This window comes from Skermanella pratensis, assembly GCF_008843145.1.
In the GTDB taxonomy this organism is placed as follows: domain Bacteria; phylum Pseudomonadota; class Alphaproteobacteria; order Azospirillales; family Azospirillaceae; genus Skermanella; species Skermanella pratensis.
In genome coordinates, this window is sequence record NZ_CP030265.1 from 2746270 (window position 1) to 2762076 (window position 15807).

The window sequence follows — 15807 nt, forward strand, 5'->3', positions numbered from 1 at the left end:
GCCTAGCGTGACGCTCCGAGGATCCGCCATGAAGACCCTGTTTCCGCTCGCATCCATCGGCATCGCGCTCGCCCTGACCGCAGCCGGACCGGCGCATGCCCAAACGATCAACTACGGAGACCTGGAGGCGCTGTTCAAGGAACCGGTGACCACCAGCGCCACCGGCAAGCCGCAGCGGCAGACGGAAGTGCCGGTCACGATGGACATCATCAGCGCGGAGGATATCCGGCGGTCGGGTGCAAACGACATCCCGGAAGTGCTGCGCAGCGTCGCCGGCGTCGATGTCTGGCGGTGGAGCAACGGTTCCTCCGACGTGGGCGTGCGCGGATACAACCAAGCCTATTCTCCGCGCCTGCTGGTGCTGGTGAACGGGCGGCAGGTCTATCTCGACCACTATGGCCTGACCACCTGGAGCGCCATCCCGGTCGAACTGTCGGAGATCCGCCAGATCGAGGTGGTGAAGGGGCCGAACTCCGCCCTGTTCGGCTTCAACGCCGTCGCCGGCGTCATCAATATCATTACCTTCTCGCCGCTCTACGACGACGTCAACACGGCGACGCTACGCGGCGGCACCCAGAAATACCGTCAGGCATCCCTGGTCAACACCCTGAAGATCGGCGACCGGGCCGGTTTGCGCATCTCGGCGGGCGCCTCCAACGCCGATGAGTTCGACACTCCCGCGACTCCGCTCCAGGACAGCCTGCGCCGCAATCCGGAGCGCCGGTCGCTCAGCATCGACGGACTGTTCCAGGTCTTGGACGACACCCAATGGGGTGTCGAGCTGACCCGCAGCCATGTCCAGCAGTCGGAGATGGTCCCGATCTACACGCCGATCGCGGCGAAGATCGACACGTACTCGGCGCGGACGACGCTTACCGGCGAAGGGGCCCTCGGGCTTTGGGAAGCCTCGATCTACCGCAACTGGCTCGAAGCGAAGCTCGACTCCGGCAACGTGCTGCCGACGCTGCCGATATCGAACAACGTCACCGTCGCCAAGCTGCAGGACCTCTTCAAGGTCGGGACCGATCATACCTTCCGGGTGTCCGGCGAATACCGGCACAACGCCATGGAAACGGTGCCCTACAAGGAAGCGACGGTTTCCTACGATGTCTACGCCGCCGGGGGCATGTGGGATTGGGCGGTAACCGATTCGATCTCGCTGACCAACGCGGTCCGGGTCGATCACCTGCGCCTGGACCGGAGCGGACCCGTGACCTTGAGGAACGCTCCCGGCGCCGTCGGCCCCTTTACCAATGACGACTATGACAAGGCCCTGACGGAATACAGCTTCAACAGCAGCCTCGCCTGGAGGCCGACGCGGCTGGACACTTTCCGGGTGATGGCATCGCGGGGCGTCCAGCTTCCCTCGATGATCGGCCTTGGGTATCACGACGGCTATCCGGTTCCGTTCGGTCCGATCCCGACGTCGCGCGTTTCAGGAAGTCCAGACATCGACCCGATGGCCGTGATGAACTACGAAGTCGGGTATGACCGCCGAATTCCCCAGATCGACAGTTTGGCACGCTTCAGCCTGTACCGGCAGACCTCCAAGAACCTGATCGGCGACGCCGACGCGACGCGCATCACCAACATCTCCCCGGCGGGATACGACTTCCTGTTCCGCAATGTCGGCAGTTCGAACGCGACCGGAGCGGAGATCGGCATCGACGGGCGCATCGGGTCGGGCTGGAAATGGGGGCTGAACTACTCGTTCGAGATCGTGGACGACGACCTGATCGCGGCCTACGACGACGGGAGGGTCAGCGCCATCGCCTACGAGGAAACCACTCCCCGCCACAAGGTCAACGGCCGTCTCGGCTACACCTGGCGCGGTTTGGAGCTCGACCTCTCGGCCCACTACGTTTCCGGAACGCGCGTGCCCCTGATCCAGGTCGGCAGCAGCGACACCCGGCTGATCGACGTCGAGGATCGCGTCACGCTGAATGGTCGCATCGGCTACCATCTCAATGACACGATCACCGTGGCGGTCGAGGGATTGTCGTTCAACCAGACGACCCACCGGGAGACCTCGCTGCCCGAGGTCGAACGAAGGCTCTACTTCTCGGTGCGGGCCGACTACTGAGGTCCCGCATCGGAAACCCTGTCCGGAGTATCCACCATGGCGAAGCGCCCGACGCTGTCAAACCTGCCGTTCTTCTTCAAGTTCGCCCTCGCGCCGGGCTTGGCGGTCTGCCTGATGATGGTCGTCGCCACGGTGGGCTATATGGGGCTCGGCAGGCTCGTCGGGGATCTCAGGACGATGGTCGAGGCGAACCTGCGGGGCGGCATCGACCTGGCCACGGTCAGCGGCCGGATCGACAGGGTGAACGGACAACTCTACCAGACGGTGGTCGCCAAGGTCGCCCAGGGCAACGATGCCCATGTGCCGGAGCGGCTGACGGCGATCCGCAGCGAACTGGATTCGATCATCCGCGATCTCGCAATCTGGCGCGACCGGTATGCCCAGTCGCAGGAACGCGAAAAGCTGGACGAGGCGGTCGAGGGGCTCGGCACCTACCGGGAGATGATCGACGTCGTCGAGTCGATGCTTGAATTCGATTTCCGCGGGATGGTCAAGCTGATCGGGCCGCTGGAGGAGAACTATAAGAAGCTCAATGCGCTGATCGCCGGCATCATCGATTCCGGAGTGGAGAGCGCCAGGGTGCAGGCCGACCGGTCCGCGACCGCGGCTGACCTGATGAGGCTGGTGTTCCTGGGATCCACCCTGCTCGCCGCCGTGGCGGTCGCCGGCTTCTCCTGGGGCATCGGCCGGGCGACAACCGGCTCCATCGAGCGGATCGCCGCGGTGACCCGGAAGCTCGCCGACGGCGAGCGGGAGGTGGATATCGCCGCGCTCTCCCGGAGCGACGAACTGGGGGCCATCGTGGATTCCCTGGCGGTGTTCCGCGACAACGGCATCAAGCTGGACCAGTCCTGGGAAGAGCAGAAGAACGAGCACGAGCAGCGTGAGCGGCGCGCCCAGGCCATGGAACAGCTCGTCCTGGCGCTCGACGACGAGATTTCCCGGACGCTTGACCAGGTATCGTCCGCGACCGTCACCCTGGAGAAGGCCGCCGGGTCGCTCTCGGCGGTCGCCCAGCAGACGGAGCATCAGGCCGACTCCGTCGCCGGCGCCGCGGCCCAGGCTTCCGCCAACGTCGATACCGTGGCGGCCACTGCGGAGCGCCTGTCGATGGCCATCGTGGAGATCGACCGCCAGGTGGGCGAGTCGACGCGGGTGTCCGGTCAGGCCGTCACGTCGGCCCAGCGGGCAAATGATCTGGTGACGGGGATGGACGACACGACGCGGAAGATCGGCGAGGTGGTGAAGTTGATCACCAGCATCGCGGTCAAGACGAACCTCCTGGCCCTGAACGCGACGATCGAGGCCGCGCGGGCAGGGGACGCAGGGAAGGGCTTCGCGGTGGTCGCCCACGAGGTCAAGGATCTGGCGAACCAGACGGCCCATGCCACGGGCGAGATCACGGCCCAGATCGCCGCCGTGCAGGACGCGACCCGCCTGGGGGCGGAGGCGATCCGCGAGATCACGTCGATCATCGGCCGGATGAACGAGATCGGCGGCATCATCGCCGGCGCCGTCCGGGACCAGAGCGGCGCCACCCACGAAATCGTCGACAGCGCGCTTCAGGCGGCCGACGGCACCCGCACGGTGTCCCGCAGCATCGAAGGCGTCAGGGACGGTGCCGGCGAGACCGGCAAGGCCGCGGAGGACGTCAACGGCGCGGTCGGCACGCTGTCCAGCCAGGCCAGCGACCTGCGCACCATGATCGACCGGTTCCTGGCCGACATCCGCTCGGTCAACGCATCGCGGAGGGGCGAATGACGCCGCGCACGGGCTTTTCGGGCGACATCCGTTTGACTTTCGGCTCCCGGTCCGTATAGTGCGGCGCTTCCTCCCAAGAAGGCGGGCGTGCATGTGGTAACGCCCCGTCCGCGGTCGATCAAGTCCGACAGGACCTTCTGACCGGCAGGACCTATCGGGACAACAAACAGCGTCGAAAGCGATAGCGTATGAGCAAGCGTCAAGAATCCAAGTACAAGATCGACCGCCGTCTGGGCGTCAACCTCTGGGGTCGCCCGAAGAGCCCGATCAACCGCCGTGAATACGGTCCCGGCCAGCATGGCCAGCGTCGCAAGAAGCCGTCCGACTTCGGCCTGCAGCTGATGGCCAAGCAGAAGCTGAAGGGCTACTACGCCAACATCGGCGAGAAGCAGTTCCGCCGTCTCTATGCCGAGGCCGTCCGTCGCCGCGGCGACACCGGCGAGAACCTGATCCAGTTGCTGGAGCGCCGGCTCGACGCCGTCGTCTACCGCATGAAGTTCGTCCCGACCCCGTTCGCCGCGCGCCAGTTCGTGAACCATGGCCATGTCCGCGTCAACGGCAAGCGGGTCAACATTCCGTCCTACCAGGTCAAGGACGGCGACGTGATCGAGGTCAAGCAGAAGTCGAAGCAGATGGCGCTGGTCATGGAAGCGATCGCTTCCGGTGAGCGCGACATCCCCGACTACCTGGACGTCGACACCTCGGCCCTCAAGGGCACTTTCGTGCGCGCCCCGGCCTTCGCCGACGTGCCGTACCCGGTCCAGATGGAACCGAACCTGGTGGTCGAGTACTACAGCCGCTGATCTTGGCGGCTTGAAAACGCGAGGGGCGCCGGCTCAAACCGGCGCCCCTTTTTTCATGCCCGCCTCGCAAGGAGGAAGACTTATCTCCGCGCCCGGTGCGTCAGGAAGGCGTCGGTGCTGTAGATCGCCAGCGCCACCCAGATCAGCCCGAAAGCGATGGCATGGGCCGGAGTGAAGGCTTCTCCGAACAAAAGCACGCCGATCGCCAGTTGAAGCGTCGGCGAGATGTACTGCATCAGCCCCATGGTCGACAGCTTCAGGCGCTGGGCGCCGAAGTTGAAGAAGATCAGCGGCAGCGCCGTGACGATGCCGGAGACCGCCAGCAGCGCCGCCAGTCCGGGATTGTCCAGGGTGAAGGTTCCCGTGCCCGCAGCGCCGATCCATATCAGATAGATCGCCGCGAACGGCGTCAGCATCGCCGTCTCGATCAGCAATCCCACGAGCGGATCGATGCCCGCCTTCTTGCGGATCAGGGCATAGAAGCCGAAGGTGGTCGCCAGGGTCAGCGAAACCCAGGGCAATTCGCCCAGGCTGATCACGAGGCTGGTGACACCGATCGCTGCCAGCGCCACCGAAAGCGTCTGCTTGACGTTCAGCCGCTCGCCGAGGAACAGCACCCCGAGCACGACATTGACCAGCGGGTTGATGTAATAGCCCAGGCTGGTCTGGACGATATGGTCGGTGTTGACCGCCCAGATGAACAGCAGCCAGTTCGTCGTGACAAGGCAGGTGGTCAGGGCGAAGACACCGACACGCCGGGCGCTGGACAGGGCGGTCACGACGTCGCGCGGGTCGCGCATCACCAGCACCAGGGCGATCATCAGCAGCAGCGACCAGACCACGCGGTGCGACAGGATCTCTACCGGAGTGGCCGGCTGGAGCGCCTTGAAGAAAATGGGGGCGACGCCCCAGACCAGGAAGGCGCCGAGCGCGTACAGGATGCCGGAAACGGCGGGATCGACGGGAGCGCGCGCGTCACGGGCCACGCGAGGGCTTCCGGGTGTGGTGAGGGGCGAATCGGACATGATCGCTGCTTAACACGCCAGCGGACCAACCGGTGCATCCGACGCCCTGCATCGCCGGCATGACTGACCTGCGACAGGTCGGAACGGGTCAGGCGCTACGCAGTTTCTGCAGGAAGCTGTCCACGGTCGAGCGGAGATCCCTGGCCTTGTCGTTCACCGAACGGGCCGACGACATGACCTGGTCGGCCGTCCGGCCGGAATTCTCGGTAGCGGAGGCAACCCGCTCGATATCGCTGTAGACCCGCCGCGTTCCATCGGAAGCGGTATCCACGTTGTGGGCGATCGTCCGGGCTGCGGTGCTCTGGCGCTCGACGGCCGACGCGATGTCGGTGACGATGCCGCCGATCTGCTCGATGGTCTGCGCGACGCTGGTCATGGTCGCGACCGCCCTGCCGGTGACTTCCTGGATCTGATGGATCTTCTGGGTCACTTCCTCGGTCGCGCGTCCGGCCTGTCCGGCCAGGTTCTTCACCTCGCTCGCGACGACGGCGAAGCCCTTCCCCGCCATGCCGGCCCGGGCGGATTCGATGGTGGCGTTGAGCGCCAGCAGATTGGTCTGGGCCGCGATCTCGCCGATCATGCCGACCACTTGGCCAATCTCCCGGACGGTATCGTTCAGCCCCGTCACCACCTCGTTGGTCGCGGCGACCTGATCCATCCCGGTGCGGGCGATGCTGGTGGCCTGACCGGTCTGACGCTCGATGTCGGCGATGCTGTCCGACAAGGCATTCGCGGCAGAGGCCAGGCTTTCGACGCTGGCGGACGAGGTCTTCGAGGTCGACGCGATGGCGGACGAACGCTGGCGGGCGTCATCGCAGGAACTCAGCATGAGCTGCGCGTTGGACTGGAGCGCGGTGGCCGCCCCCGACAGTGTCTCGACGACCTGGCCGATGCTCTCGTCGAGGTGGCCGGCAAGGTCACCCAGCACGCGCCTGCGCTCCGCCTCCGACTGCTGCTTGAGCGCGGCCTGTTCGGCCTCCAGACGGAGCTTCTCGACGGTGTTCTGCTTGAGAACCAGAACGGCGCGCGCCATGACCCCGATCTCGTCCTGCTGGGCGGCATAGGGGATCGCGACCGTGGACTGCCCGCCGGCGAGCTGGTCGATGGCGCCGGTCAGCCGCACCAGCGGATTGACGACCCGGCTGCGCGTGAACCACAGGAAGAACAGGCCGACCGATATCAGGGTGCTGATGGTCGCGACGCTGCCCCAAGTCACCAGGAAGGACATCAGGGAGACTGTGGAGGTCAGGCTCTCGGCGCCCGGGAGCCGGGCTTCGGCCACGAGCGCCGCCCAGTCCTGCGAGAATCGGCGAAGTCCCATGAGGACGAGAACCGACATGGAGGCGCCGACGACCCCGATGCCGAGCAGGGCATAGGCGACGGCCGATCCCACGAACCGCAGCGTCAGGCGTCGAGCGAATCCGCCGGTGGCAGCCGTAGTCGAACCGCGTGCCATGACAAGGTCCTTTTCACTTCACTTCTTCTTCGGTCAGGACTTTCGCGTGCTAAGGATTACCGACCGCTTAACGAAGATATATGCAAAAAGGCGGCACTTGGCGGTTCGGGATCTGGGATGCGGAGATGAGAAAGGACCCCGCGAGCGGAGCCCTTTCCCTGAAGTCTCTGTCGGACGAAGAGCAATCAGGCCTTGACCTGGACGTCCACGCCCTTGGAGCTCAGCATCTCCATCAGCTCGCCGGTCTGGTACATCTCGCGGACGATGTCGCAGCCGCCGACGAACTCGCCCTTCACATAGAGCTGCGGAATGGTCGGCCAGCTGCTGAAGGACTTGATGCCCTCGCGCAGGCTCGGGTCGACCAGCACGTCGATGCCCTTGAACTTGACGCCCAGATGGGTCAGCACCTGGACGACGGCGGACGAAAAGCCGCACTGCGGGAAAACCGGGGTGCCCTTCATGTAGAGGACGACGTCGTTGCTCTCGATGTCGCTCTTGATCCGTTCTGCTACGGAGTTATCCATCTCTCGATATCCTCGTGAATTCGACCGTTCGGGGCGACGGCGGTGGGAACCGGTATTGGAACCTGTTCAGGCGTCTTTGGGAATGCTGGTCTGCAGGGCGAGGGCATGAAGCTCCCCGCCCATGCGGCCCTGCAGGGCGTCGTAAACCATTTTGTGCTGCTGGACGCGCGTCTTGCCCTTGAAAGCGGCGGATTCGACATAGGCGGCGTAATGATCGCCATCACCACGCAAATCCTCGATGCGAACCTCGGCATCGGGGATGCCTTCCCTGATCAAGCTCTCTATGAGAGCCGCGTCCATCGCCATTTTCAGCCTTCCCGCTCAGCTTGTGGGGTTAATCCGCACCGCCTGCCATGATCGACGGCAGCCAGGCTTCATGTGCCGTTCTAAGGCCATCTACCGATATGGCGTCAGCCGTACCGAGTGTCAACGTGGCGCCGCCGGTCACGCCGAGACGCCGCACCGGCACGCCGGCCGACTTGGCGCGCGCCATCACCGCGTCCGCATCGGCCGTGGTGACGACATAACGGCCCTGGTCCTCGCCGAACAGGAAGCCGGCGGCATCCGCACCGTCCGGCAGGTCGATCGCGGCGCCGATCCGGCCGGCCATCGCCATTTCCGCCAGGGCCACCAGCAAGCCGCCGTCCGAGACGTCGTGGCAGGCGGTGACGGTGCGGTCGCGGATCAGATCGCGGACGAGGTCGCCGTTCCGGCGTTCGACCGCGAGGTCGACCGGCGGCGGCGAGCCTTCCTCCCGGCCGTGGATTTCCCGCAGGTAGAGCGATTGCCCGACATGGCCCGCCGTCTCGCCGATCAGCAGGATCGCCTGATCCGGGGCCTTGAACGCGAGCGAAACGGCCAGCGACGCGTCGGGCAGGATGCCGACGCCGCCGATCGCCGGGGTCGGCAGGATCGCCTCGCCGTTGGTCTCGTTGTAGAGGCTGACATTGCCTGAAACCACCGGGAAGTCCAGCGCGGTGCAGGCATCCGCCATGCCCTCGATGCACCCGGCGAACTGGCCCATGATCCGCGGCTTCTGCGGGTTGCCGAAGTTCATGTTGTCGGTGATCGCCAGCGGCTTGGCGCCGACCGCCGTCAGGTTGCGCCACGCTTCCGCCACCGCCTGGGCACCGCCGCGGACCGGGTCGGCGAAGCAGTAGCGCGGCGTGCAGTCGGTCGTGATGGCCAGCGCCTTGTTCGTCCCGTGGACGCGCACGACGGCGGCATCGCCGCCCGAGCCCGCGACCGTGTCGGCGCCGACCTGGCTGTCATACTGCTCCCAGATCCAGCGGCGAGACGCCAGGTCGGGGCTGCCGACCAGCCGGTGCAGGATCTCGGTCGCGGGGGCGGGCAGGGGGATGTCGCGGGCGTCGATGTCGGCCTGGGGCGGGGTCGGTTCCCACGGGCGTTCGTATACCGGCGCCCGATCGACCAGCGGCCCCACTTCGAGGTCGCAATAGGTCTCGCCATGCATCCTGAGGACCAGCCGGCCGCTGGCGGTGACCCGGCCGATCACGGCGAAGTCCAGCTCCCACTTGTCGAAGATCGCCTTGGCCAGATCCTCGCGGCCCGGCTTCAGGACGATCAGCATGCGCTCCTGGCTCTCGGACAGCATGATCTCGTACGGGGTCATGCCGGATTCGCGCTGCGGGACCGTATCCAGGTCCAGCTCGATGCCGAGGCCGCCCTTGTCGGCCATTTCCACCGAGGAGGAGGTCAGTCCGGCGGCACCCATGTCCTGGATCGCCACGATGGCGTCGGTCGCCATCAGTTCCAGGCAGGCCTCGATCAGCAGTTTCTCGGTGAAGGGGTCGCCGACCTGAACCGTCGGCCGCTTCTCCTCGCTGTCCTCGGAGAACTCGGCCGAGGCCATGGTGGCGCCGTGGATGCCGTCGCGGCCGGTCTTGGACCCGACATAGACCACGGGATTGCCGACGCCGGCGGCCGCCGAGTAGAAGATCCGGTCTGTCTCGGCAAGGCCCACGGTCATGGCGTTGACCAGGATATTGCCGTTGTAGGACGGGTGGAAGTTCGTCTCCCCGCCGACCGTCGGCACGCCGACGCAGTTGCCGTAACCGCCGATGCCGGCGACCACGCCGGAGATCAGGTGCCGTGTCTTCGGATGGTCGGGGCTGCCGAACCGGAGCGCGTTCATATTGGCGATCGGCCGCGCGCCCATGGTGAAGACATCGCGCAGGATGCCGCCGACGCCGGTCGCGGCCCCCTGGTAGGGTTCGATGAAGGACGGGTGGTTATGGCTCTCCATCTTGAAGATGGCGGCCTGTCCGTCGCCGATGTCGATCACCCCGGCATTCTCGCCCGGTCCGCAGATGACGTGCGGCGCCTTGGTCGGGAGTTTCTTCAGCCAAACCCTCGACGATTTGTACGAGCAGTGCTCCGACCACATGACGGAGAAGATGCCCAGTTCCGTGAAGGAGGGCGTGCGACCGACGATGTCCAGCATCCGCTGGTATTCGTCAGGGGAAAGCCCGTGCTCCGCGGCCAGTTCGGCGGTGACGGCGGGTTCCTTGCGGGGGAGTTCGTGGTCACGACAGGGCCTCCACCAGACCATCGAACATGGGCTTGCCGTCGGTGTTGCCGTGCAGCGGCTCGTTGGCCCGCTCGGGATGCGGCATCATGCCCAGCACGGTGCGGGTCTCGTTGAACAGGCCGGCGATGGCGTTGGCCGAGCCGTTGGGGTTGCCCGACGCGTCGATCACGCCGCCGGGGCTGACATAGCGGAAGGCCACCATGCCGGCGTCCTCGATCTGCGCGAGGGTGTCGGCGTCGGCGAAATAGTTGCCATCATGGTGGGCGACCGGGAAGCGGACGACCTGCCCCTTGGAAAAGGCCGAGGTGAAGGCGCTGTCCGTGTTCTCGACCCGAAGGTCGACGGTCCGGCAGATGAACTTCAACCCGGCGTTCCGCATCAGCGCGCCTGGCAGGAGGCCGGCCTCGGTCAGGATCTGGAAACCGTTGCAGATCCCCAGCACCCTGACGCCGGCCCTGGCGCGGGCCACGACCTCGCGCATCACAGGGGACCTGGCTGCCATCGCGCCGCTGCGCAGATAGTCGCCGTATGAGAATCCGCCTGGAACGGCGATCAGGTCGACCGGGGGAAGGTCGCTGTCGCGGTGCCAGACCATGGCGGGCTTTGCGCCCGTGGCGTGCTCCAAAGCGACGCTGACGTCGCGGTCGCAGTTGGAGCCGGGGAATACAATGACGGCGGCCTTCATGAGGCGCTTCAGCAACTTCCTTGGAGATGATGCCCCAGCGGCAATTGCGGCAGACACTAAAGAGCCGGCCCCCCTATTGCAAGCCCATGGACGCGGGGCAGCCCTGCCGAAGCGTGCCGCCGCCGCTCAGTCCGGGGTCACCCCCGGCCATACCGCTTCTTGGCGATCTCCTGGGCGAAGTCGAATGCCGTCATCGCCACGCAGGCGACGAAGATGACGATCAGCACCGGCTCCGTCACATAGACCGCGATGATGGCGAGGAACCCGGCGAAGCCGGCCAGTCCCAGGAAGGCGAGAAGGCTGTCGATGATCCTCATGTCCCGATCCTCAAATGGGTGTTGCCATGCCGAAGCGGCGCATCAGCCAGCTCGCGGTTCGAAGCAGCCGGGCGTCGCCGCCGCGCCGGCCGACCAGCTGGACGCCGATCGGCAACCCGTTCTCCCCCTGGAGTAGGGGCAGGGTGATCGCCGGGACGCCGCAATAAGTCCAGATGGTGCAGAAAACCGGGTCGCCGGTCGTTGTGAGTCCGACCGGGGCCTCGCCGGTCGTCGCGGGCGTCACGATCGCGTCGTACCGGTCGAAGATGCGGTCGAGCGCGCTGTTGAGGATCTCCACCCAGTCCTGGGCCAGCGTGTAGTCGACAGCCAGCAGGGTGCGGCCCTCGTCGATCATGCCGCGCAGCAGGGGGCTGAGCTGGTCGCGGCCCCGCTCGGCATAGCGGGCGAAGTTGCGGGCGATGTCGGCCAGCATGATCGTGCGGTGCAGCTCGTGGGCCCGGTCGAACGGCTCCGGCAAATCGATCTGGTCGAAGCCGCCGTTCAATTCGTCGCGGAGTTCCCCGAAAGCCTCGCGGGTGGCCGGCTCGGCCCGGTCCCAGACGGGAGACGGCACGAAGGCCAGCACGGGGGTGAGCGGCGGCGTCGCCGTCGCCCCGTCGAGGAGTTGCGGCCGGGCCACCGGCCGCATGGCGGGATCCGCCTCGTCGTAGACCGCCAGCACGTCGGCCAGCAGGGCCGCGTCTTCGACGGAGCGGGCGAACACGCCGACGCTGTCGAGTGTCGGCGACTGGGTCAACACGCCGCGCCTTGATATCGTGCCGCGGCTCGGCTTGTAGCCGACCACGCCGCAGAACGAGGCCGGGCGGATCACCGATCCGTTGGTCTGGGTGCCCAGGGCCAGCGGTACCATGGATGCCGCGACCGCCGCCGCCGAGCCGGAGGACGAGCCGCCCGGCGTCCGCCCGGGATCGTGCGGGTTGCGGGTTTCGCAGGGATTCATGACCGCCAGTTCGGTCGTGGCGGTCTTGCCCATGACGATCGCACCGGCTTCGCGCAGCCGCGCGACCGTGAAGGCGTCGGTCTGCGGCCTTCTGCCGGCATCCAGCGGCGTACCGTTGCAGGTTGGCATGTCGCGCGTGTCGATGATGTCCTTCAGGCCGACCGGGATGCCGTGGAGCGGCCCAGTCGGCCGCCCGGAAGATCGAAGGCTGTCGAGCATCCGGGCCTGGAGCATGACATGATCGGGATCGAGGAAGGTCCAGGCGCGGACCTCCTCCTCCCGCGCGGAAATGGCTTCCAAATGGGCTTCCGCGACCTCGACGGCCCGGACCTCGCCCCGGGCGATCCGGTGGCGGAGGTCGCTGGCCGCGAGGCGCGTCAGTTCCGGGTTCGCAGTCATTCGGTTACTGACCATAGATCAGGTTAGGCAGGAAATAGGCAATCTGCGGGAACACGTAAAGGAGGATCATCGACAGGAACACCAGGAAGAGGAACGGCATGCATCCTTTGAAGATCTGGACGAGCTGGACATGCGGTGGCGCAATCCCCTTCAGGTAATAGGCCGACATCGCCATGGGCGGCGTCAGGAACGAGGTCTGGAGGTTGAGCGCGATCAGGATGCCGAAGAACAGTGGGTCGATCCCGAAATGCGGCAGCAGAGGCAGGAAGATCGGCACGAAGATGATGATGATCTCCGACCATTCCAGCGGCCAGCCGAGCAGGAAGATGATCAGCTGCGCAAGCAGCAGGAACTGCAGCGGCGTCAGATCCAGGCCGGTGACGAACTCCGTGATGACCCCTTCGCCGCCGAGATAGGAGAAGACGGAGGAGAAGGTCCAGGAGCCGACGAACAGCCAGCACACCATCGCCGAGGTGCGGACCGTCAGGTAGACCGATTGCCTCAACCGGTCCCAGGTCAGCGATCCGTAGGCGGCCGCCAGGATGAGGCCGCCCAATGCGCCGATGGCGGCCGCCTCGGACGGAGTCGCCAGCCCGAACAGGATGGCTCCCAGGACCGACAGGATCAGCACCGCCAGGGGAAGGAACGACGTCGCCAGCATGACCATCAGCTTGCCGACCGGCACGTCGCCGATGTCCTCGTCCCGCGGCTTGGGCGCGATGCTCGGCTGAAGGACTGCGCGGATCACGACATAGACGAGGTATAGCCCAGCCAGCATCAGTCCGGGCAGCAGCGCGCCGGCATACAGCCGGACGATCGAGACGCCCGATGTCGCGGCATATACGATCAGCATGATCGACGGCGGGATCAGGATGCCGAGCGTGCCGCCCGCACAGATCACGCCGGAAGCGAAGCTGGTGTCGTAGCGCGCCTTGAGCATGGCCGGGAACGCCAGCAGGCCCATCAGCGTCACGACCGCGCCGACGATGCCGGTGGCGGTCGCGAACAGCGCGCAGGTGATCAGCGCGGCGACGGCCATGGAACCCGGAACCCGGCGCGCCGCGATGTAGATCGTCTGGAACAGGCGGTCGACGATGTTGGCGCGTTCGACGACGTACCCCATGAACAGGAACAGCGGCACGGCGGTCAGCACGTCGTTCGCCATGACCGAGTAGGTCTGGTTGACGAACAGGTCGAAGATGCGGTTGTCGAAGATCGTCCGCATCCGCTCCGCGTCGAAATAGGCGTAATAGCCGAAACCGACGCCCATTGCCATGAGGGTGAAGGCGATCGGAAAGCCGAGGAGGATCACGAAAAGGAACGAGCCCAGCATCAGCAGGGCTACTTGTGGGTCGGACATGGATCAGCCCCGCCTGTCGCCGTTGGTCTTGTTATGCATGGGCGTGACGATATCCACCGCCTCGGATCCATGGGGAAGGCTGCCGGTGGCGAGAGACTTCGCCAGCGCGGTTTCGGTTTCCTCGACATCGTCGCGGGCCCGCATCCATTCGCCGGTCCGGATGCAGATGATGCAGCGGAAGACCTGGGCGATTCCCTGGATCAGGAGAAGGACGCCGGCGGCGACGATGATCGACTTGAACTGGAAGATCGGGATGCCGGCCGGGCTCATCACGCTGACTTCGGCGTAGCGCCAGGATCGCGAAGCGTATTTCCAGCCCGCCAGGATAAGGGCGATGATCCCCGGGAAGAAGAACAGGAAATAAAGCACCAGTTCGACCTTCGCCTGGGTGCGGGGACGCCACAGCCGGTAGATGAAGTCGCCGCGCACATGCCCGTCGCGGGACAACGTATAGGCGCCACCCATCATGAACAGCGTGCCGTACATCATGTAGGTGATGTCGAACGCCCAGGTCGTGGGATTGTCGAGGAAGTACCGGACGAAGACTTCGTAGCTGACGCCGAATGTCATGACGACGATCGCCCAGGCGAACGCCTTGCCGATCCATGCGGACAGGCGGTCGGCGAACTCGATGTACCGGATCATGGAATTCTCCCAAGCCTCAAGGTCAGACAAGCGCCGGCGCGGTCAGGACCGCGCCGGCGTGAAAACCCAGGGCCTTCCCGGTCAGAGGGCGATCTTGCTCGGGAAATAGTGGCTGTACGCCAGCTTGTAGTCGGGGTCGTTCATCAGCTGATAGAACACGGTGCGTTCGGTCCAGGCGCGCTGGCTGTCCATCACCCGCTTCATGAACGCGTCGCCTTCCAGTTGCGGGATGAGCTTGTCCCACGCCTCAAGCTGCTTGGCGAGGACGTCGGCCGGGGTGCGGACCACCTTGACGCCCGACTCCTTCTGCAGCTTCTGCAGGTCGGCGGAGTACTGGTCCAGGGCGAGGGCGGTGTTGGCCGTGCTCGCCGACTCGACCGCGTACCGCAGGATGGCCTGGAGATCCTTGTCCAGTCTCTCGAACCGGTCCTTGTTGAAGATGAACTCGAACGACTCGCTGGCCTGATGGTACGACGACAGCAGGTAGTTCTTGGCCACGTCCTGGGCGCCGAACCGCATGTCGGAGGTCGGGTTGTTGAATTCGAAGGCGTCGATGACGCCGCGCTCCATCGCCGGGACGATCTCGCCTCCCGGGAGCTGGGTCACCCGCATGCCCATCGCCTGCATCAGGTCGGCGGCCAGGCCGACCGTCCGGTACTTCAGGCCGTTCACGTCGGAAGCGCCGGCGATCTCCTTCTTGAACCAGCCGAGCGGCTGGGCCGGCATCGGGAAGCCGAAGAAACCCACCACGTTGAGCCCCAGGATGTCCTGGGTCAGCTCCCGGTAGAACTCCTGCCCGCCGCCCTTGTGGATCCAGGCCAGCAGGTTGGTGGCGCTGCCGCCCCAGACCGGCCCGGTGCCGAACAGGGACGCGGCCTTGTGCTTGCCGTACCAGTAGACGGGAACAGTGTGGGCGGCGTCGATGATGCCGTCATGGCAGGCATCCTGGACCTGGAAGGCACCGACCACGGCGCCCGCGGGCAGCAGGTCGATCCTGAGTCGTCCACCGGACATGGCCTCGACCCGTTCGACGTACTGCTTGGCCATATCCTGGAAGATATCCGAGGACGGCCATGACGACTGCATCTTGAGCACGACCGGGGATTGGGCAGTCACGACGGCGGGAGCGGCAAGCGCTCCGGCGGCGGCACCCGCCCCGATTGCACTGGTGCGCAGAAACTTGCGGCGCGAAACCGTGGTCTCGTCGGTTTTCATGTTCATCCTCCCTACATCAAGT

At 65.7% G+C, this 15807-nt stretch carries 14 protein-coding genes; 3 read left to right on the forward strand and 11 right to left on the reverse strand.

What is annotated here, in order from left to right:
* Positions 1 to 28 precede the first annotated feature (28 nt).
* The 3 genes from DPR14_RS12410 to rpsD all read left to right on the forward strand — a co-directional run bounded on the left by DPR14_RS12410 (position 29) and on the right by rpsD (position 4647).
* Positions 29 to 2083 carry a TonB-dependent receptor plug domain-containing protein gene (locus DPR14_RS12410; protein WP_192499444.1) on the forward strand — a complete coding sequence of 685 codons (2055 nt, stop codon included), beginning with the start codon at positions 29 to 31 and terminating at the stop codon, positions 2081 to 2083.
* A gap of 36 nt (positions 2084 to 2119) precedes the next feature.
* A complete protein-coding gene (locus DPR14_RS12415; protein WP_158045416.1) occupies positions 2120 to 3844 on the forward strand; it encodes a methyl-accepting chemotaxis protein in 1725 nt (574 codons plus the stop codon).
* 188 nt (positions 3845 to 4032) lie between these two features.
* Entirely contained in the window at positions 4033 to 4647 is a 615-nt protein-coding gene (gene rpsD, locus DPR14_RS12420) for a 30S ribosomal protein S4 (RefSeq protein ID WP_158045417.1), read from the forward strand.
* Positions 4648 to 4727: 80 nt separating this feature from the next.
* On the opposite strand, the gene rarD is transcribed toward rpsD, so the two are convergent.
* The 11 genes from rarD to DPR14_RS12475 form a co-directional block, all read right to left on the reverse strand.
* Positions 4728 to 5633 carry an EamA family transporter RarD gene (gene rarD / locus DPR14_RS12425; protein WP_246149241.1) on the reverse strand — a complete coding sequence of 302 codons (906 nt, stop codon included), beginning with the start codon at positions 5631 to 5633 and terminating at the stop codon, positions 4728 to 4730.
* Positions 5634 to 5760: 127 nt separating this feature from the next.
* Positions 5761 to 7128 (reverse strand): methyl-accepting chemotaxis protein, encoded by a 1368-nt coding sequence (locus DPR14_RS12430; RefSeq protein WP_158045419.1) that lies wholly within the window; start codon positions 7126 to 7128, stop codon positions 5761 to 5763.
* A gap of 185 nt (positions 7129 to 7313) precedes the next feature.
* Positions 7314 to 7652: a Grx4 family monothiol glutaredoxin gene (gene grxD, locus DPR14_RS12435; protein ID WP_158045420.1), complete on the reverse strand. Its 339-nt coding sequence runs from the start codon at positions 7650 to 7652 to the stop codon at positions 7314 to 7316.
* Positions 7653 to 7718: 66 nt separating this feature from the next.
* Entirely contained in the window at positions 7719 to 7958 is a 240-nt protein-coding gene (locus tag DPR14_RS12440) for a BolA/IbaG family iron-sulfur metabolism protein (RefSeq protein WP_158045421.1), read from the reverse strand.
* A 28-nt stretch (positions 7959 to 7986) separates the two neighbouring features.
* On the reverse strand, positions 7987 to 10224 hold the full coding sequence (purL, locus tag DPR14_RS12445) for a phosphoribosylformylglycinamidine synthase subunit PurL (RefSeq protein ID WP_158045422.1): 2238 nt from the start codon (positions 10222 to 10224) through the stop codon (positions 7987 to 7989).
* On the reverse strand, positions 10199 to 10888 hold the full coding sequence (gene purQ, locus DPR14_RS12450) for a phosphoribosylformylglycinamidine synthase subunit PurQ (RefSeq protein WP_158045423.1): 690 nt from the start codon (positions 10886 to 10888) through the stop codon (positions 10199 to 10201). The genes purL and purQ overlap by 26 nt, the downstream gene beginning before the upstream one ends.
* Before the next feature lie 137 nt (positions 10889 to 11025).
* Positions 11026 to 11205, reverse strand: a complete 180-nt coding sequence (locus DPR14_RS12455; protein WP_158045424.1) for a hypothetical protein — start codon at positions 11203 to 11205, stop codon at positions 11026 to 11028.
* A 10-nt stretch (positions 11206 to 11215) separates the two neighbouring features.
* Positions 11216 to 12565, reverse strand: a complete 1350-nt coding sequence (locus DPR14_RS12460; protein WP_158045425.1) for an amidase — start codon at positions 12563 to 12565, stop codon at positions 11216 to 11218.
* A 4-nt stretch (positions 12566 to 12569) separates the two neighbouring features.
* Positions 12570 to 13925, reverse strand: coding sequence for a TRAP transporter large permease (locus DPR14_RS12465; RefSeq protein ID WP_158045426.1), 1356 nt, complete (start codon positions 13923 to 13925; stop codon positions 12570 to 12572).
* Between the two features lie 3 nt (positions 13926 to 13928).
* Positions 13929 to 14570 (reverse strand): TRAP transporter small permease subunit, encoded by a 642-nt coding sequence (locus tag DPR14_RS12470; RefSeq protein ID WP_158045427.1) that lies wholly within the window; start codon positions 14568 to 14570, stop codon positions 13929 to 13931.
* Positions 14571 to 14651: 81 nt separating this feature from the next.
* A complete protein-coding gene (locus DPR14_RS12475) occupies positions 14652 to 15785 on the reverse strand; it encodes a TRAP transporter substrate-binding protein (protein WP_158045428.1) in 1134 nt (377 codons plus the stop codon).
* Positions 15786 to 15807 lie beyond the last annotated feature (22 nt).